Genomic DNA, 16,188 nt, shown 5'->3' with positions numbered 1-16,188 from the left:
CTGCTGCTGGCGCCGCTGCTGGCCTTCATGCTGGTCTTTTTCGTCGCACCGCTGGCGACCATGATGACCTCGGCGGTGTCGGATCCGGTGGCGACCAACGCGCTGCCGCGCACGGCGCGGGCGCTGGCCCGCTGGGACCGCGCCGCACTTCCGACCACAGCACAGCAGGCGGCCTTGGTGGCTGATCTACGGGCGCTGACCAATGACGAGCAATTCGGCGATCTGGTGCGGCGGCTCAACAGCGCCCAGTCAGGTTTCCGCAGCCTGCTCGGCAAGACCCGCCGCGCGCTCGGTGCCTCCGGCGAGGTGGATCTGGCGGCGGTCGATGCGCGGTGGGTCGAGATCTCCTACTGGGCGACGATAGCGGATGCGGTGGCCTCGAGCTGGACCGACAAGAACCTGCTCGCAGCCGTCGACCTGGAGCGCAACGCGGCGGGAGCGATCACCGCGATGCCGGAGGGCGCCTCGGCCAATCGCCTGATCCTGATCCGCACATTCGTGACCGCGGCGATCGTCACCATCGCCTGCATCGCGATCGGCCTGCCCTTTGCGATGGTGGCCGCATCGGTGCAGGGCTGGCGCCGGCAACTCCTGCTCGGCGCCGTGCTGCTGCCGCTCTGGACCTCGCTCCTGGTCCGCACCGCGGCCTGGTACATCGTGTTGCAGGACAACGGCCTGATCAACGCAACGCTCAAGAGCCTCGGCATCATCTCCGCTCCGATTCCGCTGATGTTCAACCGGCTCGGCGTCGTCATCGCGATGACGCACGTGCTGCTGCCCTTCATGGTGCTGCCGATCTTCAGCGTGCTGATCGCGATCCCGAAAAGCCTGATGCCGGCGGCGGCGTCGCTGGGGGCGCCTCCGCTGCGGGCCTTCCTTCACGTGCTGCTGCCGCTCTCGATGCGCGGGGTGGTCTCCGGCGGCCTGCTCGTGTTCATGGCTGCGCTCGGCTACTACATCACGCCGGCCCTGATCGGCGGCGCCAATGACCAGATGATCTCCTCCGTCATCGCCTACTACGCCACGGCAGCGGCCAATTGGAGCATGGCGGGCGCGCTCGGCCTGGTGCTGCTGGCCATGACCATCCTGCTCTATGCGGTCTATATCCGGCTCGCGTCCGACGAGGAGCAGCGGGCATGAAGACGCTCGACGTTGCGAAGTTCATCTTTGCGAGCCTGGTCGTCGTCTTCCTGCTGGGCCCGTTGATCGCGATCCTGCCGCTGTCGTTCACCGACAGCGTTTTTCTCAACTATCCGATTCCGGCCTACTCAACCCGCTGGTTCCGCGAGCTGATCGAGACCGAATCCTGGCGCCTGTCGATCGTCAACAGCGTCATCATCGGGAGCGGCACCACCGTGCTCGCGACCGTGCTCGGCACCTTGGCCGGGCTCGGATTGCGGGAACGCCGGTCCTCGCTGCTGTTCTCGAGCGTCCGGACGCTGTTCCTGCTGCCGATGGTCGTCCCGGCGGTGGTGCTCGGGGTCGGCATGCAGCTGATGTTCGCGCGCTACGAGCTGGTCAACACCTATCTCGGCGTCATCATCGCGCATACCGTGGTCGCGGTGCCGTTCGTGCTCGTCAACGTATCGTCCGCCCTGCAGGGCGTCGACGCCAGGCTGGAACATGCGGCGGCGAGCCTGGGCGCATCACCGCGCACCGTGCTGTTTTCGGTGACGCTGCCGATCGCGCTGCCCGGCATCGTCTCGGGCGCGCTGTTTGCGTTTGCAACCTCGCTCGACGAAGTCGTGCTCACCCTGTTCGTGGCGGGACCTAATCAACGAACCTTGGCGCGGCAGATGTTCGCCACGATCCGGGAGAACATCAGTCCGGCCATCGTGGCCGCGGCCGCCGTCTTCATCGTCGGCACGATCGTGCTGGCGCTGGCGATGACCGCCATCCGCCACCGCATGTCCTGAGCGCGCCACGCCGGCCGGTGCAGGCGATCGTGCCGCAATGCGTCCTTCTTACCGCGCCACAACCCACCGTCATTCCGGGGCAAGACCGCAGGCCTTGAGCCCGGAATCTCGATATTGTCTTGCGTCTGTTCTGAACGATTTCGAGATTCCGGTTCAAACGCAACTGTCGGCTCTTTCCGCTCCGTCATGGCCGGATTTGACCCGGCCATCTATGCCGGAAGACTTGGAAAGAGAGACATGGATGCCCGGGTCAAGCCCGGGCATGACGAGCACCCAAATGCCTCTCGTCGCGAAGGTCTGTTCTCGTCAGATGCGTTCGCCCTGCCCTACCCGGCCTTCACGTAGCTCCGCCAGTTGTGCGCTTCCTTGAATCCCAGCACCTCGCGTGTCTTGCGGTTCGACAGCGGCGCCTCGTTCTCGCCGAGGTCGCGGGTCAGCGGCACATCGGGGCAATAGCGGCGCAGCAGCTCGCGCGTCGGGATGGTGGCGGTGACGGTGTCGTTGACGGCGTTGAAGACCTGATAACCGAGCCCGTCCTTCTGGATTGCGAGGTGCACGATCTCGCCGAGGTCGCGGGCGTCGATATAGGACCAGGCATTGCGCTTGCGCGACGGCGGATTGGCCAGGAAGCCGGGGAACATGTCGTATTCATGCGGCTCGATGACATTGCCGATGCGCAGCGCATAGATGTCGATGCCATAGCGCATGGCGAAGGCGCGCGCGGTCTTCTCGTTCACCACCTTGGACAATCCGTAGGAGTCCATCGGGTCGGTGTCGTAGTCCTCCTCGAGCGGGAAGCTCTTGAAGTCCTTGTCGCCCTCGGCGAAGCAAACGCCGTAGGTGGTTTCGCTGGAGGCGATCACGATCTTGCGGACGCCGAGCTTCGCGGCGGCCTCGATCACGTTATAGGTGCTGACGGTGTTGACGCGAAAGGTCTCATTGTCGGGCTCAATGAGGACGCGCGGGATCGCCGCAAAGTGCACCATGGCGTCCGGCGCCGACGGCGGCCTGCCGGCGTTGAAGCCGCCGAAGCCGAAATGCGTGGTCAAAGCGTTGAAGGCCTGGCCGCTATCCGTCAGATCGGCGATCAGGGTGTTGATCCCGGGGTGATCGAACGGCTTGAGATCGACGTTGAGCAGCTCATAGCCCCTGCTCTTGAGATGCGGCAGAACATGCCTGCCGGCCTTGCCGGTTCCCCCGGTGAACACCACGCGCTTGCCTGTCATGTGTTTTCTTGTCCTTGCTGGTGCGTGAACGCGACGTTTGTATCAGCTTCTGGCGCGCTGGCTCTATAGGAACTTTCAATTCGAGAAGCAGACGTCAGCGGTGGATGTCTTAGTTTGAAATTTCAGACGGCTCAGAGCTTGATCGCCAACTGCCCGGTGATATGGAGCCACAGGCCGCACAATAGGGTCCCGGTCGAACACCAAAGGATAAAATAGAAGATCAGTCTTAAGAGGTTTCCGTCATTGCGCCGTTAAAAAGAACGGTCCGGATTGGATATCTGGTTCTCCTCTCCGATCAACTTGCGGGCAGCCCGTACAAAAGCCAACGCTCCGACAAAAAAGCAAATTGGCAACAGGATGGACAACAAAATCTCCGTTCAAGCGTGAGATTGATCAGATATTGTAGGTCATAAAACGCGCCTCAAAGGGAGAGGCTTGGATTGATGCCTCCGGCCTGAACGTCAGAGGGTCGGACGATGCGTTCGTCATGACGGACATTCGAAAAGTACACATGTATCGGCTTCATGGGCTTGGCCGAGTAATTCAAGTCGATCATCGTAAGGGCCGTTTGTTCTTGGCCGCCACTCGCCTGATGATCGGGCAATTTGCCCTCCTCAATTTCTTCCGTACGGGCAAGCGCTACAGGGCTCTTGTGGGTACATCGACCTGAGCCAGGCGAGGTCTGCTTCGGCTGGAGCAGACCTCAAAGCGAGGGGTACCACTTCGCAAATGAGCCACAAGCGGTCGTGGTCGCCGTCAAGTCCGCGGATCTTCTTTTCGTCCCTCCCGCCGCAAACGCCGGGTCAGAAGTTGGCACCCGCTGCAATCTGAGACATCGGACAGCCGTTCACGCGCGTCGCCGCGCGATCCCGACCTTACGGCTTCCGGAACTTCAGAATAAAATTATCGACCGAGGCTGGATTCTGCGAACTCGGAGTTGTGCGTTCGTCTTCAGGATGGCGCAGAAAATCTCCTTCGGCCACGAAGACGAAGCCGGCCTCTTCGATTTCGGAGCGAAGAGTCGTTTCGGCGATACGATGGAGCGTCTTTCCGACATTCGCGCCGTCTTCCGGCTTGGCGGAATGATCGGCGATGATCAGTAGCCCGCCGGGCTTGAGGGCATCCAAAATTGCCTTGTTCATCTTAGCGCGATCGACTGGCAGGAACGTGGTGTCATGATATCCGAACAGGAACGTGACCAGATCGAGGTTCTTCAGCGACGGGCTCGATAGATTGTCGGCGGGCGTCACGATCAATTCGACATTCGTCATCGCTGAGGTCTTCAGGCGTTCGGCGAGCTTATCCGACAGCCGTCCCGATTGCGCGAACACCTTGCCTGCCGGCGCGACCGCGCGCGCCATCAGCTCCGTGCTGTAGCCAGCGCCGGCCGCCATATCGAGCACATGCCATCCCGGCGTGGCGCCGATGAACTGCAGCAATTTCACCGGTTCGCGTGTGCTGTCACTTTGACGGTCCGCTTCGGATCTGTCAGGCGCAGCCACAACGGCTTCGGGCGTCGCGCCAAATGCGAGCGGAGGAGAACAAACCGTCATCGTAAGGGCGACGGCGAAAGCCGCCTTGCGGAATAGCGGGTTGCCCATCGTTTCCTCCTGCGTCGCTGCCATCCAGATTACCGGATTGAATGACACGATTCCCTGCGGCACTTCAAATTACGTTGTCGGCATCAGGGAATTCGAACAACACACGCATCAGACTCCGCTGATGCCAGCTTGCAGGCGAGGCGCGCAGCCACAGGCAGGATAGCGTGCCTTCCGTTGTCGTTGATCTGCACCAGGTCTCTTCCGCTGTCGCAGAGCTCGGTGTTCAAACGATCGCAGTTGTCGTGTCGTTGATTTGCAAACCTGTTGTATGTCTCATGCGCAGGCCTTGAGCCGTGAGCCGCCGGAGATTGGACGAGCTCCGGCCGTTTGCGCGCAGCCGCGCGCCGCTCCGACCGGCCCGGAACGGCAGCCCTGCAGATCAGAGGTTCAGACGGCCCGCGCAGCCGATATTCCCGGTTGCGCGGCTGTTATTCAGATGACGCGCTCCATCAGGCGCCTGGCTTCCCTTCGAGCTCAAGGCTTGCGCCCAAATGCACCTTGCCGTGCACGCAACGCTCGCAATGCCCTGCACGAAGTCGAAGATGGTTTCCGGCTTGCGGTCCTCCTCGCCAAGATCGGCCTCAATCACCTTCGATGTCTCAGCTTTGGAATAGCCGTTGGCGAAGAGAGTGTCAGTCAAGCCACATTGAAAAATTTGCTGCTCGGACGCCAATATTTACGGCTCAACCAACGGACCAACCGAGCGACCGTGGCTTGGGCCTGCGCCGCGGGGATTGGGGATATTGGCTGCCCAGACCTGCACCAACTCAACTTGCCGCCGGTCCCCTGGGTCGGGTTTCGCTCAGACGAGATCGCGCCGGCACGTCAGTTTCAGCTCACCCGCCTCTGAAATGGGAACGGTTTCCTTCGCCCGGAGAGCAGGATCTCGCCGACCTCAAGTTGCCCAGTACCGTCCTTGAATGCCTCGGGGAGAGCGTTGACTTGGTCGCACGTCGCCCTCTCGGGACTGGTGAGCGGGCTCCTGGTACGGGTGAGTTCCCGCTCAAGTTTCGCCTTTGGACCTTGAGCTGGGGCGCTGATCATATTCGCTGGCCCCTCGGATTCAGGTTGAGCAGCATATCTGAGCTCGCGCTCGGTCTTCTTCACCTCCGAGCTCACGATTTTAGGCACTATCGCCCGATATTGACTTTCGCGACCATCCGCCCCGTCGAGCTTGGATGCTCGATCGCGTCACCTGAACGAGCCGGACATTCTTTCGACTCCATCAGTGTGGGCGCGACGGAGCCGCGGGCAAGACAACCGCCTGCAATACCATCGTCTGTCACCCTGATAGCGGCTGCTTGCCTCCCGTTCACTCGAGAACCGAGACGTTCGCGGGGTAGACGGTGTGACGAAGACTATTCTTTCGACCTCAAGAGGAATATGTACCCCCCGACCTGTGTATTCACTACGGGGGGAAGCGCGAGCACAGGCCGAAGATCAAAATGGTCCAGGTAATGGTGTCATCCAGGAGCGAGAGCATCGATCTCGCCGCGGGGTCTGCGCGCCGTGACATGATCTGCATCGTGAGCCCCTCTGGCAACATCCGCGGCGATGCAGCGGCGTGCAGCTTCTGCCTATCGCTCACGCCCGAGCGAACAGCCGACAAGACCCACGGAACCCGTAGATGAGGCACGAGCCCGCGTGTTCCACACATCGCAAGATCTTACAGGCACCACCCCCGCACGCGCTCGACCATTGGCTACTCCGCTCGGTTGAGTTCGAGCGTGAGGTGGATTTACCCCTGCGTCCATAAGAAAACCAGCAGTTCACGATGATTATCAAACCGATCATTGATGTCCAGTACTGTGGCAGGCGTGTCAGAGTGCAGTTTGCGCCTGAAAAGAGAGGCATAGCCATGAGGTACGACATCATCGTCAACGACAAGCCAGTCAAAGTTGGTGTCTTCGCCGAAGAGGTCATGCGCTGGCTTGGCAACGCAATGGATCCCCAGCCAGCGGAACAACCGAGAAAACGTCGAATAGAAGGTGGCTGACTGGCTTCGAACGCCACAACTCGCTCGCAGGTTTCGATGCAGGCTGTGTCGCCCTCGGCTCTGAGCCAAGCACCAATTTGTTCGAACGGAAGACGGTTTCCGATCTCGCGCCTATTGCCGTTGGGAGTTGCGCCGGGATCCCGATGAATTCCGCCGTCTGCGATACCTTGGAGCCTCTTCGAATGAGCATCTCAACGATGCGCATGCGAAAACTCAAGCTATGCGCGTGACAGACCAGGAACAGGAGGGATAGACCTACGTGAAGCTGCGAGGTCTTGGCACCAGAAGGGTCTGGTCCTAGGACTGGCCTGACGGACGCGGCGGCCGCCTGCTGGATCTGCTCGCGCCTGATCGACAGGCTGCGTCGAACGCAGATCGCCAGCCCGCGGCGCCGGGCTCAAAGGAGGAAGTACCCCATTTTTGGCCGTTGAACCGATTGAAAAGGTGTCTAATTTCGCAAACTATTACTGCTGGACGACAAACCATCTGGTCGGAAGATACGAAGATGCAAAGGCGCGAGCTGAAGTCGATGTCGGCGGACCAGCTGTGGAACCTTCACGAAGCGTTGGTCGTTGAGCTGAATCGAAAAATTGCAGATGAGAAAGTCAGGCTGGACGAGCGCTTACACAAACTGTGCCCGGTTGAGGAGAAACACGAGCGGCACGCCTACCCAAAGGTTCTCCCAAAATATCGAAATCCGAAGAATCCTGCGGAGACGTGGGCAGGTCGAGGAAAGCAACCTCGTTGGTTAAGGGCGGAGCTTCGATCCGGCAAAAAGCTCGATGACTTTCGGATAGCGCGATTGGCTGGATGATCCAAGCGCCCCAGTGCGCAGGATTGGCGGCGGCAGAGGTCGCTCCACCAGCGACGATCGCGAGCCGCTCGGTCCGCTTGCCGCGCGTGAACGTCCTCGCAAGATCGGTCACGGCAATTCGTTCTGCCCGTTGCATGCCTTTGTGCTTCTGAGTCTTGCCATTGCGGCCGAGAGAGTATGCGGGGAACAAGACAACATGGGTGGCCAGAACTGGGCGGATGCGAGAGGTACTCCTGCCGAAGTACTCATGTTGCTGCGTCAGATAACTCGCATGAGCCTGGTTGCCATCCACGTGCGCCATTGTTGACTGCAGGTGTCCCTTGCGAAGATGTCAGCAGGCTGAAAGCCAGACAAAGAACAACGAGTAGGCCCTGAATTTCCGAGCAAGGGCAGGAGTGCGTTGTGAAAAATGAAGGTCATGCACCGGAGCGCGCAGTTTCTCCTGATTTACAACAACCTAAACCATTGCTTACGCAACAATTCGACGAAAGAACAAGGCAGGACTCCCGGATTGCGCAGTCGTCAGGCCGTCGCAGGTCCACGTTGGCTGCAACAGAGCGAGGGTCTGTTTGGAGCGCGCCAAAGGGAGCTATTCTTGTCGGCGGCAATGTGCTGCTGAGAGAAGGTCTGACCCGGATTGTGGCAGGAGCTGGCTTTCGGATCATTGCTTCGGCGTCATGCGCAGACGATCGCGTGCTGAGCACAATTCGGCAAGACCAATCCATCTTGCTCATCATCGACTTGTGTGATGATTTTGATACGGGACTGAGGCAGATCAGCTGCTTCAAGCAACGGCATCCAGTCGGACGCGTCGTCGTTCTCGCCAATCAGCACCGGTTGACCGAAATGGTGTCTGCATTTCGAGCGGGCGCTAACGCGTATCTGGTCAAGGTCGCGACGTGCGAGACGTTTGTTAAGTATCTCGAGCTGGTCATGCTCGGCGTGACATTATTGCCTCCTGAGATTTTGAATCTCATCTCCGATAGGCAAGTCGGGGGGCGCAGCGACGACACAATCGAGATCGCAGATAATGAACACGCTCACGACGATGATGGCGGCGAGAACAGACGCGCTGGAATCGATGTTGATGCACAAAGACGGCCACTTGGAGACGACAGCGACCATACTCCCCGGCTGTCGGCGCGACAGCTGGCGATTCTGCGCGGCCTGGCCGAAGGGGATTCTAACAAAACCATTGCACGCAAGATAGCGATGGCTGAAGCCACGGTGAAGGTCCACGTCAAGGCGATTCTTCGCAAAATTCGGGTCCGCAACCGGACACAGGCTGCAATCTGGGCGATGAGCAATCACTCGGTGATCCCAACAAAGAACGAGTTGACGGCGCCTTCAGAAGAACTGCCCTTTGAACGATCACCCGATTTGCAGGTTACGCATGTCCTATCTGAAGGATATGCGAACGGATCGGGGTCATTGGCGAAGCTCGCGCTCACCGAAGTGAGCCAGATCACAATGCCTGACCAGCTTCGTCTTGTTCGCAAAAGCGATTGATCTGCTTTATCATTGCGCGCGAGATCGCGTGCTCGTCAGCCATGCTGGCCACGAGTCGGATTTCCTCTTGCTTGATGGCTCGCACCATTCCGCCGCATGACGAGTTCCGGGACATCATTCAACGGCGGCGATGACAAGGCCTCGGACTGTGACGTCTCCTTCCGATGCCGGACCATGCCTCAGCTCAAGAGCCGCAAAATGCAAGGAGCCACGCCGGAGCATCAAGCTCCGTGCGACTGGTCCGTAGCTTGCTTGATCTCAGCTCCGCCGCGCCCGGAAATGGGATCTGCTCGGTCGGGCCAAGGATTGTTGGTGGTTAAATGGTTTGTCGTTTGCTTGGTCCATCCATTGTTCAGCCCCCAGATCGCTGCCTGCGTCCGGTTGTGGGCGCGGATCTTTCGAAGAATCGCCTTGACATGAACCTTGACGGTCGCCTCAGCAATGTCGATCTTTCTCGCGATGGACTTGTTGGACTCTCCCTCGACCAGGTGGTGTAGAATTGATTTCTCCCGCGGCGAAAGCCGAGGCGCGAGGCCGTCTTCTGCTGGGACGAGAAGTGCATGATCGTCGTCTCGGACGACTTCCTCTTGCGCATGGTCGCTTTCGGGATCAAGAACAAACGACAGAAATGCCGGAGGGAAAACCGTTTCACCCATCATGACCAGCTCCAAGGATTTGATGAATATGTGGCTGGTCATGACATCGACGAAATAGCCGTTGACGCCGGCGCGAAATGCTGAAGCCAATTCATCTAGACGGTAGCGATCAGATACGATTGCAATTCGCCCGCCCGGCCGCTGGCGCCGAATGAGTTCGACCTGTTCGATGGTGGAGCCAAAATCGCCGCCCGTATGGACGACAAGAAACAACTGTTGGCATGGCTGGGCTTTGCTGGAGGGCAATTCATTCACGCAGGATACCGAGGTCAGAATACGAAAATTTGCTGATCGTAAGATCTCCGCAATGCCTTCTTTGAGTAAACTGGTCTTACCAACGAGGGTGGTCTCGAAAACGTATCGACGTCTCATGATGACACTCCAACGCTAAAGCGGTCGACGGGTTTCGAATTCCGACCAGCGGCTCGATGAACGTTCCTTTGAGGGGGACATGCAGGCGAGGTCCCACCTCGGAACACCTTGTGGTTGGGGGCGAGTTGCTTGGACGTGAAAATGGCCGTAGTTTAATTTAGGTTATATTCTAGAACCAAACCCCCGATATCCCTATATACCGTTGGGTATAGAAAAGTTGCGACAAAATATCTCATTTATTGGTGGTTGCAACAGAGGTTCGTGAAAGCCTTTGTGCTTGCTTTTTCGCAAGAGGGGCGAAGACCGCATGCGCCGCACTCGCGTTGTTATCGCAGACCGGCATCCGGTGACTCTGGAAGGTTTGAGCAGCGTGCTGAGAGCGCAGCGCGACTTCAAGATTGTCGCGCTTTGCCGCGACGGTGCGAGCTGCGCTCGGGCAATACAGGTTTTCATGCCGGATATAGCCATTGTAGATATCTCAATGCCGGATGTGGCAGGTCTACAGACACTCGCCGTCGCACGCGCCGCCGGTATTTCTACGCGATTGGTCTTTTTTGTCTCATCGGTCCAGGAGGGCGACTTTGCTGCAGCGGGCGCTCACGCTGTCATTTCCAAAGATGCGGAGCTCGATACTTTGGTGCAGATTTTGCGGCATGTGGCTAATGGCCAAAGGTTTTTGCAGCTGCCCTTGGCGGGCAAGACGACACTTGGGCAACGAAGCGCGATTTCCGAAAAGGCTTTGACGGCGCTGACAGACCGCGAGCGTCAGATTGCTCGTATGGTATCCGAAGGACTATCGAACAAGGAAATCGGGCGGCGATTAAGTATAACGGACGGCACCATCAAAGTGCACCTTCATCACATCTTTCAGAAACTTGATATCGGCAACCGAACAGCGCTCGCGGCGCTCGCCATTTCTCAAAATGACAATCTCACCCTGTCTCTCGGAGATCACGAGGGCGACAAACAAAGCCGGAGGAGACATCATCATCCCTGACAAGATGAACAGGCGCATCGGTCGGGCTCCGTTCTCTCGCGTCCCTGAGCAAGACACCGGTATTTACACGATAGCTCTTGCGCCTGATAAGAATATACGGACAACGCTGTTTTTCGATCACTATATGACAAAGCTCGAGGATAATCCGCGCGCGAGGGTCAGTTCGTGGAGATAACTCCCCCTGCTAATTCAGATATTAAATAGGTCCTCGCTGTTTCGGTAGTTATTTTGCTCCCTGCGCAGCGATCACTGCCGGCAGTGTTGCGATAAGGATATATAGGTCGAGCCAGAGAGAACGGTTTTTGATATAGAAACAGTCGGCCGCGCGTTGGACATCGAGATCGCCATTGCTGCGCGATGAGATCTGCCACAAGCCGGTCAATCCGGGTGGGACTGTTGCCCGCAACTCGCGGAACTCTAGATCGAAAGCATCGAGATGGTACGTGGGAAATGGTCGCGGTCCCACCAGGCTCATGTCGCCGCGGATCACATTCCAAAGCTGGGGAAGCTCATCAAGGCTGGTGCGGCGCATCAGGCTGCCGACGTGCGGCAAAATGCGAGGATCCTTCGCCAACTTGAAATAGCGCTGCCAATGTTCGCGCAGATCGGGATTGCTGGCCAACACCCTCTCGAGCCTCCCTTCGGCATCCCTATACATTGTGCGTAGCTTCAGAACCCGGATCGGCTTTCCATTTCGGCCAACGCGCCACTGGCCATAGAAGGCGGGGCCGTGATCGGTGAGCTTGATCGCGAGTGCAAGCATTCCGATGATTGGCGCGGCGAGAATCAAGAGCGGCACCGCCACGGCGAGATCGATCCCACGCTTCAACTCCTCGCGGGGATAATGGGTATTTCCGCTCAGCTCGACGGCAACGAAGCCGTCCGCGTTGCGAATATGAAGGCCGAACGTTGGAAATTCACCGAGGCTGGTGATCAGTAGGAGATGCCGAACATCCAACCTATAGAGGTCAGCGGGGTTTTGGGGCAGGAGCTCACGATCCGGAACGACCACGACTTCCGCGCTGCCGCCCGCGCGCCATTCATCAATCGTACCGAACACGGGCAGGGTTACACCGGCTCCGTTCGCCTCATGCTGCGGCAACGGTTCATCGAGGTCCCCAGAGCATGAGCTATCGTTGATAAAGCCTATGGGTCGCAAACCACAGGCAGCGTGGGTCAGCAATAGGCGGGCGAGCGCGCGGCTCTTTGCGCCGGTACCAACAATCACGGCCGGAGCACAATAGACATCCGCTCCTCCCAGTCGCGCGTGGATCAAATGCTCCACCCATAAGCCGAATACCAAAGCGACTACGCCAACCAATGGCACGATTGCCAGTTCGATCGATGGCCCCCCACGAATCCACATCAACTCGCCCGTGAAGACGAAGAGTAGCATTGCCATTGCGCGAAGCCGGAAGCGCTCCATTGGGCTTACGATATTGGACCGATAGAGTCCAAGCGCGCCGTTGACGCCAAGCAACAGCAACAACAGGATGCAGAATTGCATCTGCATCCGGACGATCTGGTCGGTTGACCGTGCCACCTCGACAAGCACGGCAACGCCAACGATGGCCATACCGCCTGACACGATGTCCCCTGCAAAAAGCCTCGCGGCAACTTGTCGTCGCCGTCTGCCTCTCCTGGCCGTACCCCGGCGGTGGGCTCCACCGCCAAGCCCGAATGGCTTGCCACCGGGCGGTGATAGTGGGCGGCCTACGCGCGCCTCTGCGGTAGACATAAAAGGATCCGTCGATGAATGAGCTAACCGGAGTTTGGGGACACTATTCGGCCGCGACCATCGCGCCGGGAGCCGTATGCGCCGTTTGCGAAGCGATCCAGTGGTAGGTAGGAACAATTCCCTGCCGCAACGCCAGTTTCGGCTCCCAATGCAACACCGTACGCAGCCGCGTGTTGTCACTATTCCGGCCACGCACTCCTTGCGGCTTGGTAAGATCGTGCACCAGCGTGATCGTCTTTCCTGATGCCGCGATCACGATCTCGGCAAGCTCATCGATATTGACCAGTTCGTCTGTACCGAGGTTGAGCGGCTTCTCATAGTCAGATTGCATGATGCGATGAATACCTTCGACGCAATCGTCGATGTACATGAAGGAGCGGCTCTGCCTGCCGTCTCCCCAGACCTCGATCGTACCTGGGCTGTGAGCGCACGCGACCTTGCGGCACATCGCGGCTGGTGCCTTTTCTCGACCACCGTCGTAGGTGCCGAGCGGTCCATAGACATTGTGGAAGCGTACGACACGCGTACGGAGACAATAGTCCTCCATATAGTATTGGCAGAGCTTCTCCGCGTAGAGCTTCTCAAGGCCGTAGCCTTCTTCAGGCTCTGCGGGAAACGCGTCCTCTTCGCGCAGCGGTGTGACGTCTGGGGACGTTTGCAGGCCATGCGGATAGACGCAGGCCGAGGAAGAGAACAAGAAGCGCCCGACATCGTGGCCGCGTGCGGCCTCAAGCATATAGAGATTCATCAGCGAGTTGTTATGAGCGATCCCAGCATGCGACGCGGTGATATATCCGATTCCGCCCATGTCGGCCGCCAGATGGTAGACGAGGTCCATCCCGGCCGTGCAGGCCTGGCAATTCTTCAGTTCTCGGAGGTCAAGCAGCAAGAACTCGTCCGCATCGGTGCGGCCGTACTCGGGAAGCTTGATATCCACGCCGCGCACGCGATAGCCTTCTGCCTTCAGGTACGACACCAGGTGATGCCCGATGAAGCCGCCCGCTCCTGTGACCAACGCCCAAGGCTTCAATGCATTCGACATATGAATTTGGTTCATTTGATTCATTGCCTCCGCCGCTGACGATCGTTCCGATAAGGGCACGTTACGGCGAACGGTCGCGCTCTCAAGCGCGCAGAGGGAGTAGCCCAATTGTCAATCGTTTCATTCGCAACGACGGAGCCGGCGCAGTCGCGCAGCGCCGACGAGGCGAATGGAAATACATGCGCTCTGATTGAACGACCTTGATCAGCGGTGGCACCGCTGATGGCGACGACCGCACGATCCATTACGCCAATCTCAAGGCGGCACACTGAAGGTCGTCAGGCAAATGTTAGAGTGTTAGAGCTTGGACAGACGCCAGGCAAACGCCAGTCCCGGCAATCGCCCCGAAGCAGGGTAGTCGGACTGCTGCTCGCGTAGCGCCGTCGCGGGTAACTGAAGTGGCTCAGGCTCAGTTGACTTTTTGGGTCGATTCAGCCGCCCTCTCTTGCGTCGGAGTGACGAGTCCCATCTGCGATGACGTCTCGCTCTGTACCGCGTTTACTGCGGATGCCCCAAGTTGGTCCCGGAACTGCTCCGGTCTGGATGGAAAAAGCGAACCGACTTGCACAATGTCCCCAGGCTGCAGCGGGAAGTCGGCAGTCGCATTATATCCAACATTCATGGAGGCTTTGGCGCGGACCACGGTTATGGCCGGCTCCTGCGCCTGCGCTGTAGTCAACAATCCGATCTGACGCGCAAGAGCTATGCGGGTGCGCTGAGCGGCGGGAAGCGTAATTGTCAGTTCCAGAAGCGATCGGTCCGTCTCCCGCAGTTCCGTCGTCACACGCCGCAGATAGCTGTCACGCAATTCCGTGATCTTGAACTGCAGGTCGCCGATCGATAGCTCGGCCTTCAGCGCGTCGGATTGAAGACGTCCTATGTTGCCGTCTATGCGTGCTTCTTCGCGCCTCACCTCGATGTATGTTGACTTGCGCGCGAGGCCGCTCTTGTTCAACTGGTCGTATTCCGCGATAAGTTCATGATTGAGACTGCGCTGCTGCTGTTCAAGCTCCACCTGGTGATTGAGTGAAGCAATCTCGGCCTCCAGACGCGGAAGTTGCTTCTGAAGCGCCTCCGTCTCCTGTTTGAGGGCGTCTCGCTCTGCTGTGAACGCAAGCTGTTCGCCGTCGTTGATCTGAGCCATGCGGGCGGGATCGACGGCCAGGCCGGACATGTCAGGGAACTCGATGCGGTTGTTGCCATTCTGTAGTGCGACTAATCTCGCCCGCTTTGCAAGGAGAGACGCGCGATTGACTTCAAGCAGGCGAACGCGCTCTTCCGCTTGCAACACGGCACCGAGCATGCCGCTCTGCTGACCTTCGGCCAAGCCGATGCCGCCCGCACGCGCGATGGCTCCGAGCACCGACAGGCCTTCGCGGTAAGGATAGATACCCGGTGTTCGCACCATGCCGACCACGTAGATCGGATTAAACTCCACTATTTTGATGGTGACCATGGGATCACGCAGATATCCCTGCATCAGCGCCTGACCAATACGGCCCTCGAGTTCGCCCAGCGTAAGATTGACTGCGGAAATGTCACCGATCATGGGCACTCGGATGTTGCCGCCCTGATCAACGGTCGCTTCACCGGATAGGTCGGGTTGGCCGAATACGGTTATTCCAATCTTGTCGCCGGCGCCGATCCGGTATGCTTGCGGAGCTGGTGATTGTGCCTTCGCGGTAGAAATCGGCCATGCAAAAAGGAGCGCAAATATCACCAATGCAAAGGCCTGGAAATTCAGGGAGCTTCCTCCTCCACGACTATGCTTCGGTTTTCCAAGAACTGACATCATTTCGGTACTGTCTCATGGACCTCGCACCAGGCCGCATTGTACGGCACAATCATCAAGAATGCCCGTCGGCACGACGGCGTCTTCGTAGGTAACCCTTCGTGGATCGTTCGTGTATGCTCGCCGCACTTACGCGGTGCAGTCGCGCACCTGCCTCGTGCGCATTGAGGCCTCGATCTCAGACGTTTGCAACCTGACGATGTGTCCATTTACCTTCATATATAGCGAGCCTCTGACGAAGCACGCGAAGTCGCGTGGCTTACGACACTGGGCGGAAAGGTGCCAACACAATTCGCCAAAAAGGTCGGCCAGCGCATTGGCAGCCGCCGGCAGGAGGCGGGTGGCACGCTCCGTCGGCATCTTCGTGTTCGTCCCAGAGTGTTCGTCCCAAGACGGTCGTCTGCGAAGCCTCCGCCGAGATCTACTCTGTCTGCAGCCGGCACTCGTCGTACACAGATGGTTGTCGATCGTTCCTGGTGGTTACCTCCTAAGAGCTGCCATTGCGCTTCTTTAGAGCGCTGGCCCGTCA

13 protein-coding genes are annotated in these 16,188 nt (G+C 58.7%); 6 read left to right on the top strand and 7 right to left on the bottom strand.

From position 1 onward, the window contains the following. Nucleotides 1–27: 27 nt before the first annotated feature. A complete protein-coding gene (locus ACQR1W_RS13640; protein WP_434851830.1) occupies nucleotides 28–1,140 on the top strand; it encodes an ABC transporter permease in 1,113 nt (370 codons plus the stop codon). After that, entirely contained in the window at nucleotides 1,137–1,916 is a 780-nt protein-coding gene (locus tag ACQR1W_RS13635; protein WP_434851269.1) for an ABC transporter permease, read from the top strand. Before ACQR1W_RS13640 ends, ACQR1W_RS13635 begins: the two co-directional genes overlap by 4 nt. A 326-nt stretch (nucleotides 1,917–2,242) precedes the next feature. On the opposite strand, the gene ACQR1W_RS13630 is transcribed toward ACQR1W_RS13635, so the two are convergent. From ACQR1W_RS13630 to ACQR1W_RS13620, 3 genes are all read right to left on the bottom strand, one after another. Then, nucleotides 2,243–3,142, bottom strand: a complete 900-nt coding sequence (locus ACQR1W_RS13630) for an NAD-dependent epimerase/dehydratase family protein (protein WP_434851268.1) — start codon at nucleotides 3,140–3,142, stop codon at nucleotides 2,243–2,245. 875 nt (nucleotides 3,143–4,017) lie between these two features. Next, a complete protein-coding gene (locus ACQR1W_RS13625) occupies nucleotides 4,018–4,791 on the bottom strand; it encodes a class I SAM-dependent methyltransferase (RefSeq protein ID WP_434851267.1) in 774 nt (257 codons plus the stop codon). Nucleotides 4,792–5,122: 331 nt separating this feature from the next. Further along, on the bottom strand, nucleotides 5,123–5,416 hold the full coding sequence (locus ACQR1W_RS13620; protein ID WP_434851266.1) for a hypothetical protein: 294 nt from the start codon (nucleotides 5,414–5,416) through the stop codon (nucleotides 5,123–5,125). 1,101 nt (nucleotides 5,417–6,517) lie between these two features. On the opposite strand from ACQR1W_RS13620, the gene ACQR1W_RS13615 reads away from it, so the two are divergent. The 3 genes from ACQR1W_RS13615 (at nucleotide 6,518) to ACQR1W_RS13605 (ending at nucleotide 9,062) form a co-directional block, all read left to right on the top strand. Further along, complete coding sequence (locus tag ACQR1W_RS13615; protein WP_434851265.1) at nucleotides 6,518–6,739, top strand: hypothetical protein; 222 nt, start codon at nucleotides 6,518–6,520, stop codon at nucleotides 6,737–6,739. Nucleotides 6,740–7,244: 505 nt separating this feature from the next. Continuing rightward, the gene (locus tag ACQR1W_RS13610; protein WP_434851264.1) at nucleotides 7,245–7,553 is read left to right on the top strand and encodes an H-NS family nucleoid-associated regulatory protein; all 309 of its coding nucleotides are present in this window, start codon (nucleotides 7,245–7,247) and stop codon (nucleotides 7,551–7,553) included. A 402-nt stretch (nucleotides 7,554–7,955) separates the two neighbouring features. After that, nucleotides 7,956–9,062, top strand: a complete 1,107-nt coding sequence (locus tag ACQR1W_RS13605; RefSeq protein WP_434851263.1) for a LuxR C-terminal-related transcriptional regulator — start codon at nucleotides 7,956–7,958, stop codon at nucleotides 9,060–9,062. Nucleotides 9,063–9,283: 221 nt separating this feature from the next. Here the strand turns inward: ACQR1W_RS13605 and ACQR1W_RS13600 are convergent, their stop codons facing one another. Further along, nucleotides 9,284–10,090, bottom strand: coding sequence for a LuxR C-terminal-related transcriptional regulator (locus ACQR1W_RS13600; protein ID WP_434851262.1), 807 nt, complete (start codon nucleotides 10,088–10,090; stop codon nucleotides 9,284–9,286). A 307-nt stretch (nucleotides 10,091–10,397) separates the two neighbouring features. On the opposite strand from ACQR1W_RS13600, the gene ACQR1W_RS13595 reads away from it, so the two are divergent. Further along, entirely contained in the window at nucleotides 10,398–11,087 is a 690-nt protein-coding gene (locus tag ACQR1W_RS13595) for a LuxR C-terminal-related transcriptional regulator (protein ID WP_434851261.1), read from the top strand. A gap of 223 nt (nucleotides 11,088–11,310) precedes the next feature. On the opposite strand, the gene ACQR1W_RS13590 is transcribed toward ACQR1W_RS13595, so the two are convergent. The 3 genes from ACQR1W_RS13590 to ACQR1W_RS13580 form a co-directional block, all read right to left on the bottom strand. Further along, nucleotides 11,311–12,663, bottom strand: coding sequence for a sugar transferase (locus ACQR1W_RS13590; protein ID WP_434851260.1), 1,353 nt, complete (start codon nucleotides 12,661–12,663; stop codon nucleotides 11,311–11,313). 205 nt (nucleotides 12,664–12,868) lie between these two features. Further along, a complete protein-coding gene (locus ACQR1W_RS13585) occupies nucleotides 12,869–13,882 on the bottom strand; it encodes an NAD-dependent epimerase/dehydratase family protein (RefSeq protein ID WP_434851259.1) in 1,014 nt (337 codons plus the stop codon). 394 nt (nucleotides 13,883–14,276) lie between these two features. Further along, nucleotides 14,277–15,662, bottom strand: coding sequence for a polysaccharide biosynthesis/export family protein (locus tag ACQR1W_RS13580; protein ID WP_434851258.1), 1,386 nt, complete (start codon nucleotides 15,660–15,662; stop codon nucleotides 14,277–14,279). Nucleotides 15,663–16,188 lie beyond the last annotated feature (526 nt).

It is taken from the genome of Bradyrhizobium sp. HKCCYLS1011, assembly GCF_051167795.1.
GTDB lineage: Bacteria > Pseudomonadota > Alphaproteobacteria > Rhizobiales > Xanthobacteraceae > Bradyrhizobium.
This window is presented reverse-complemented; position numbering and strand designations above follow the sequence as displayed.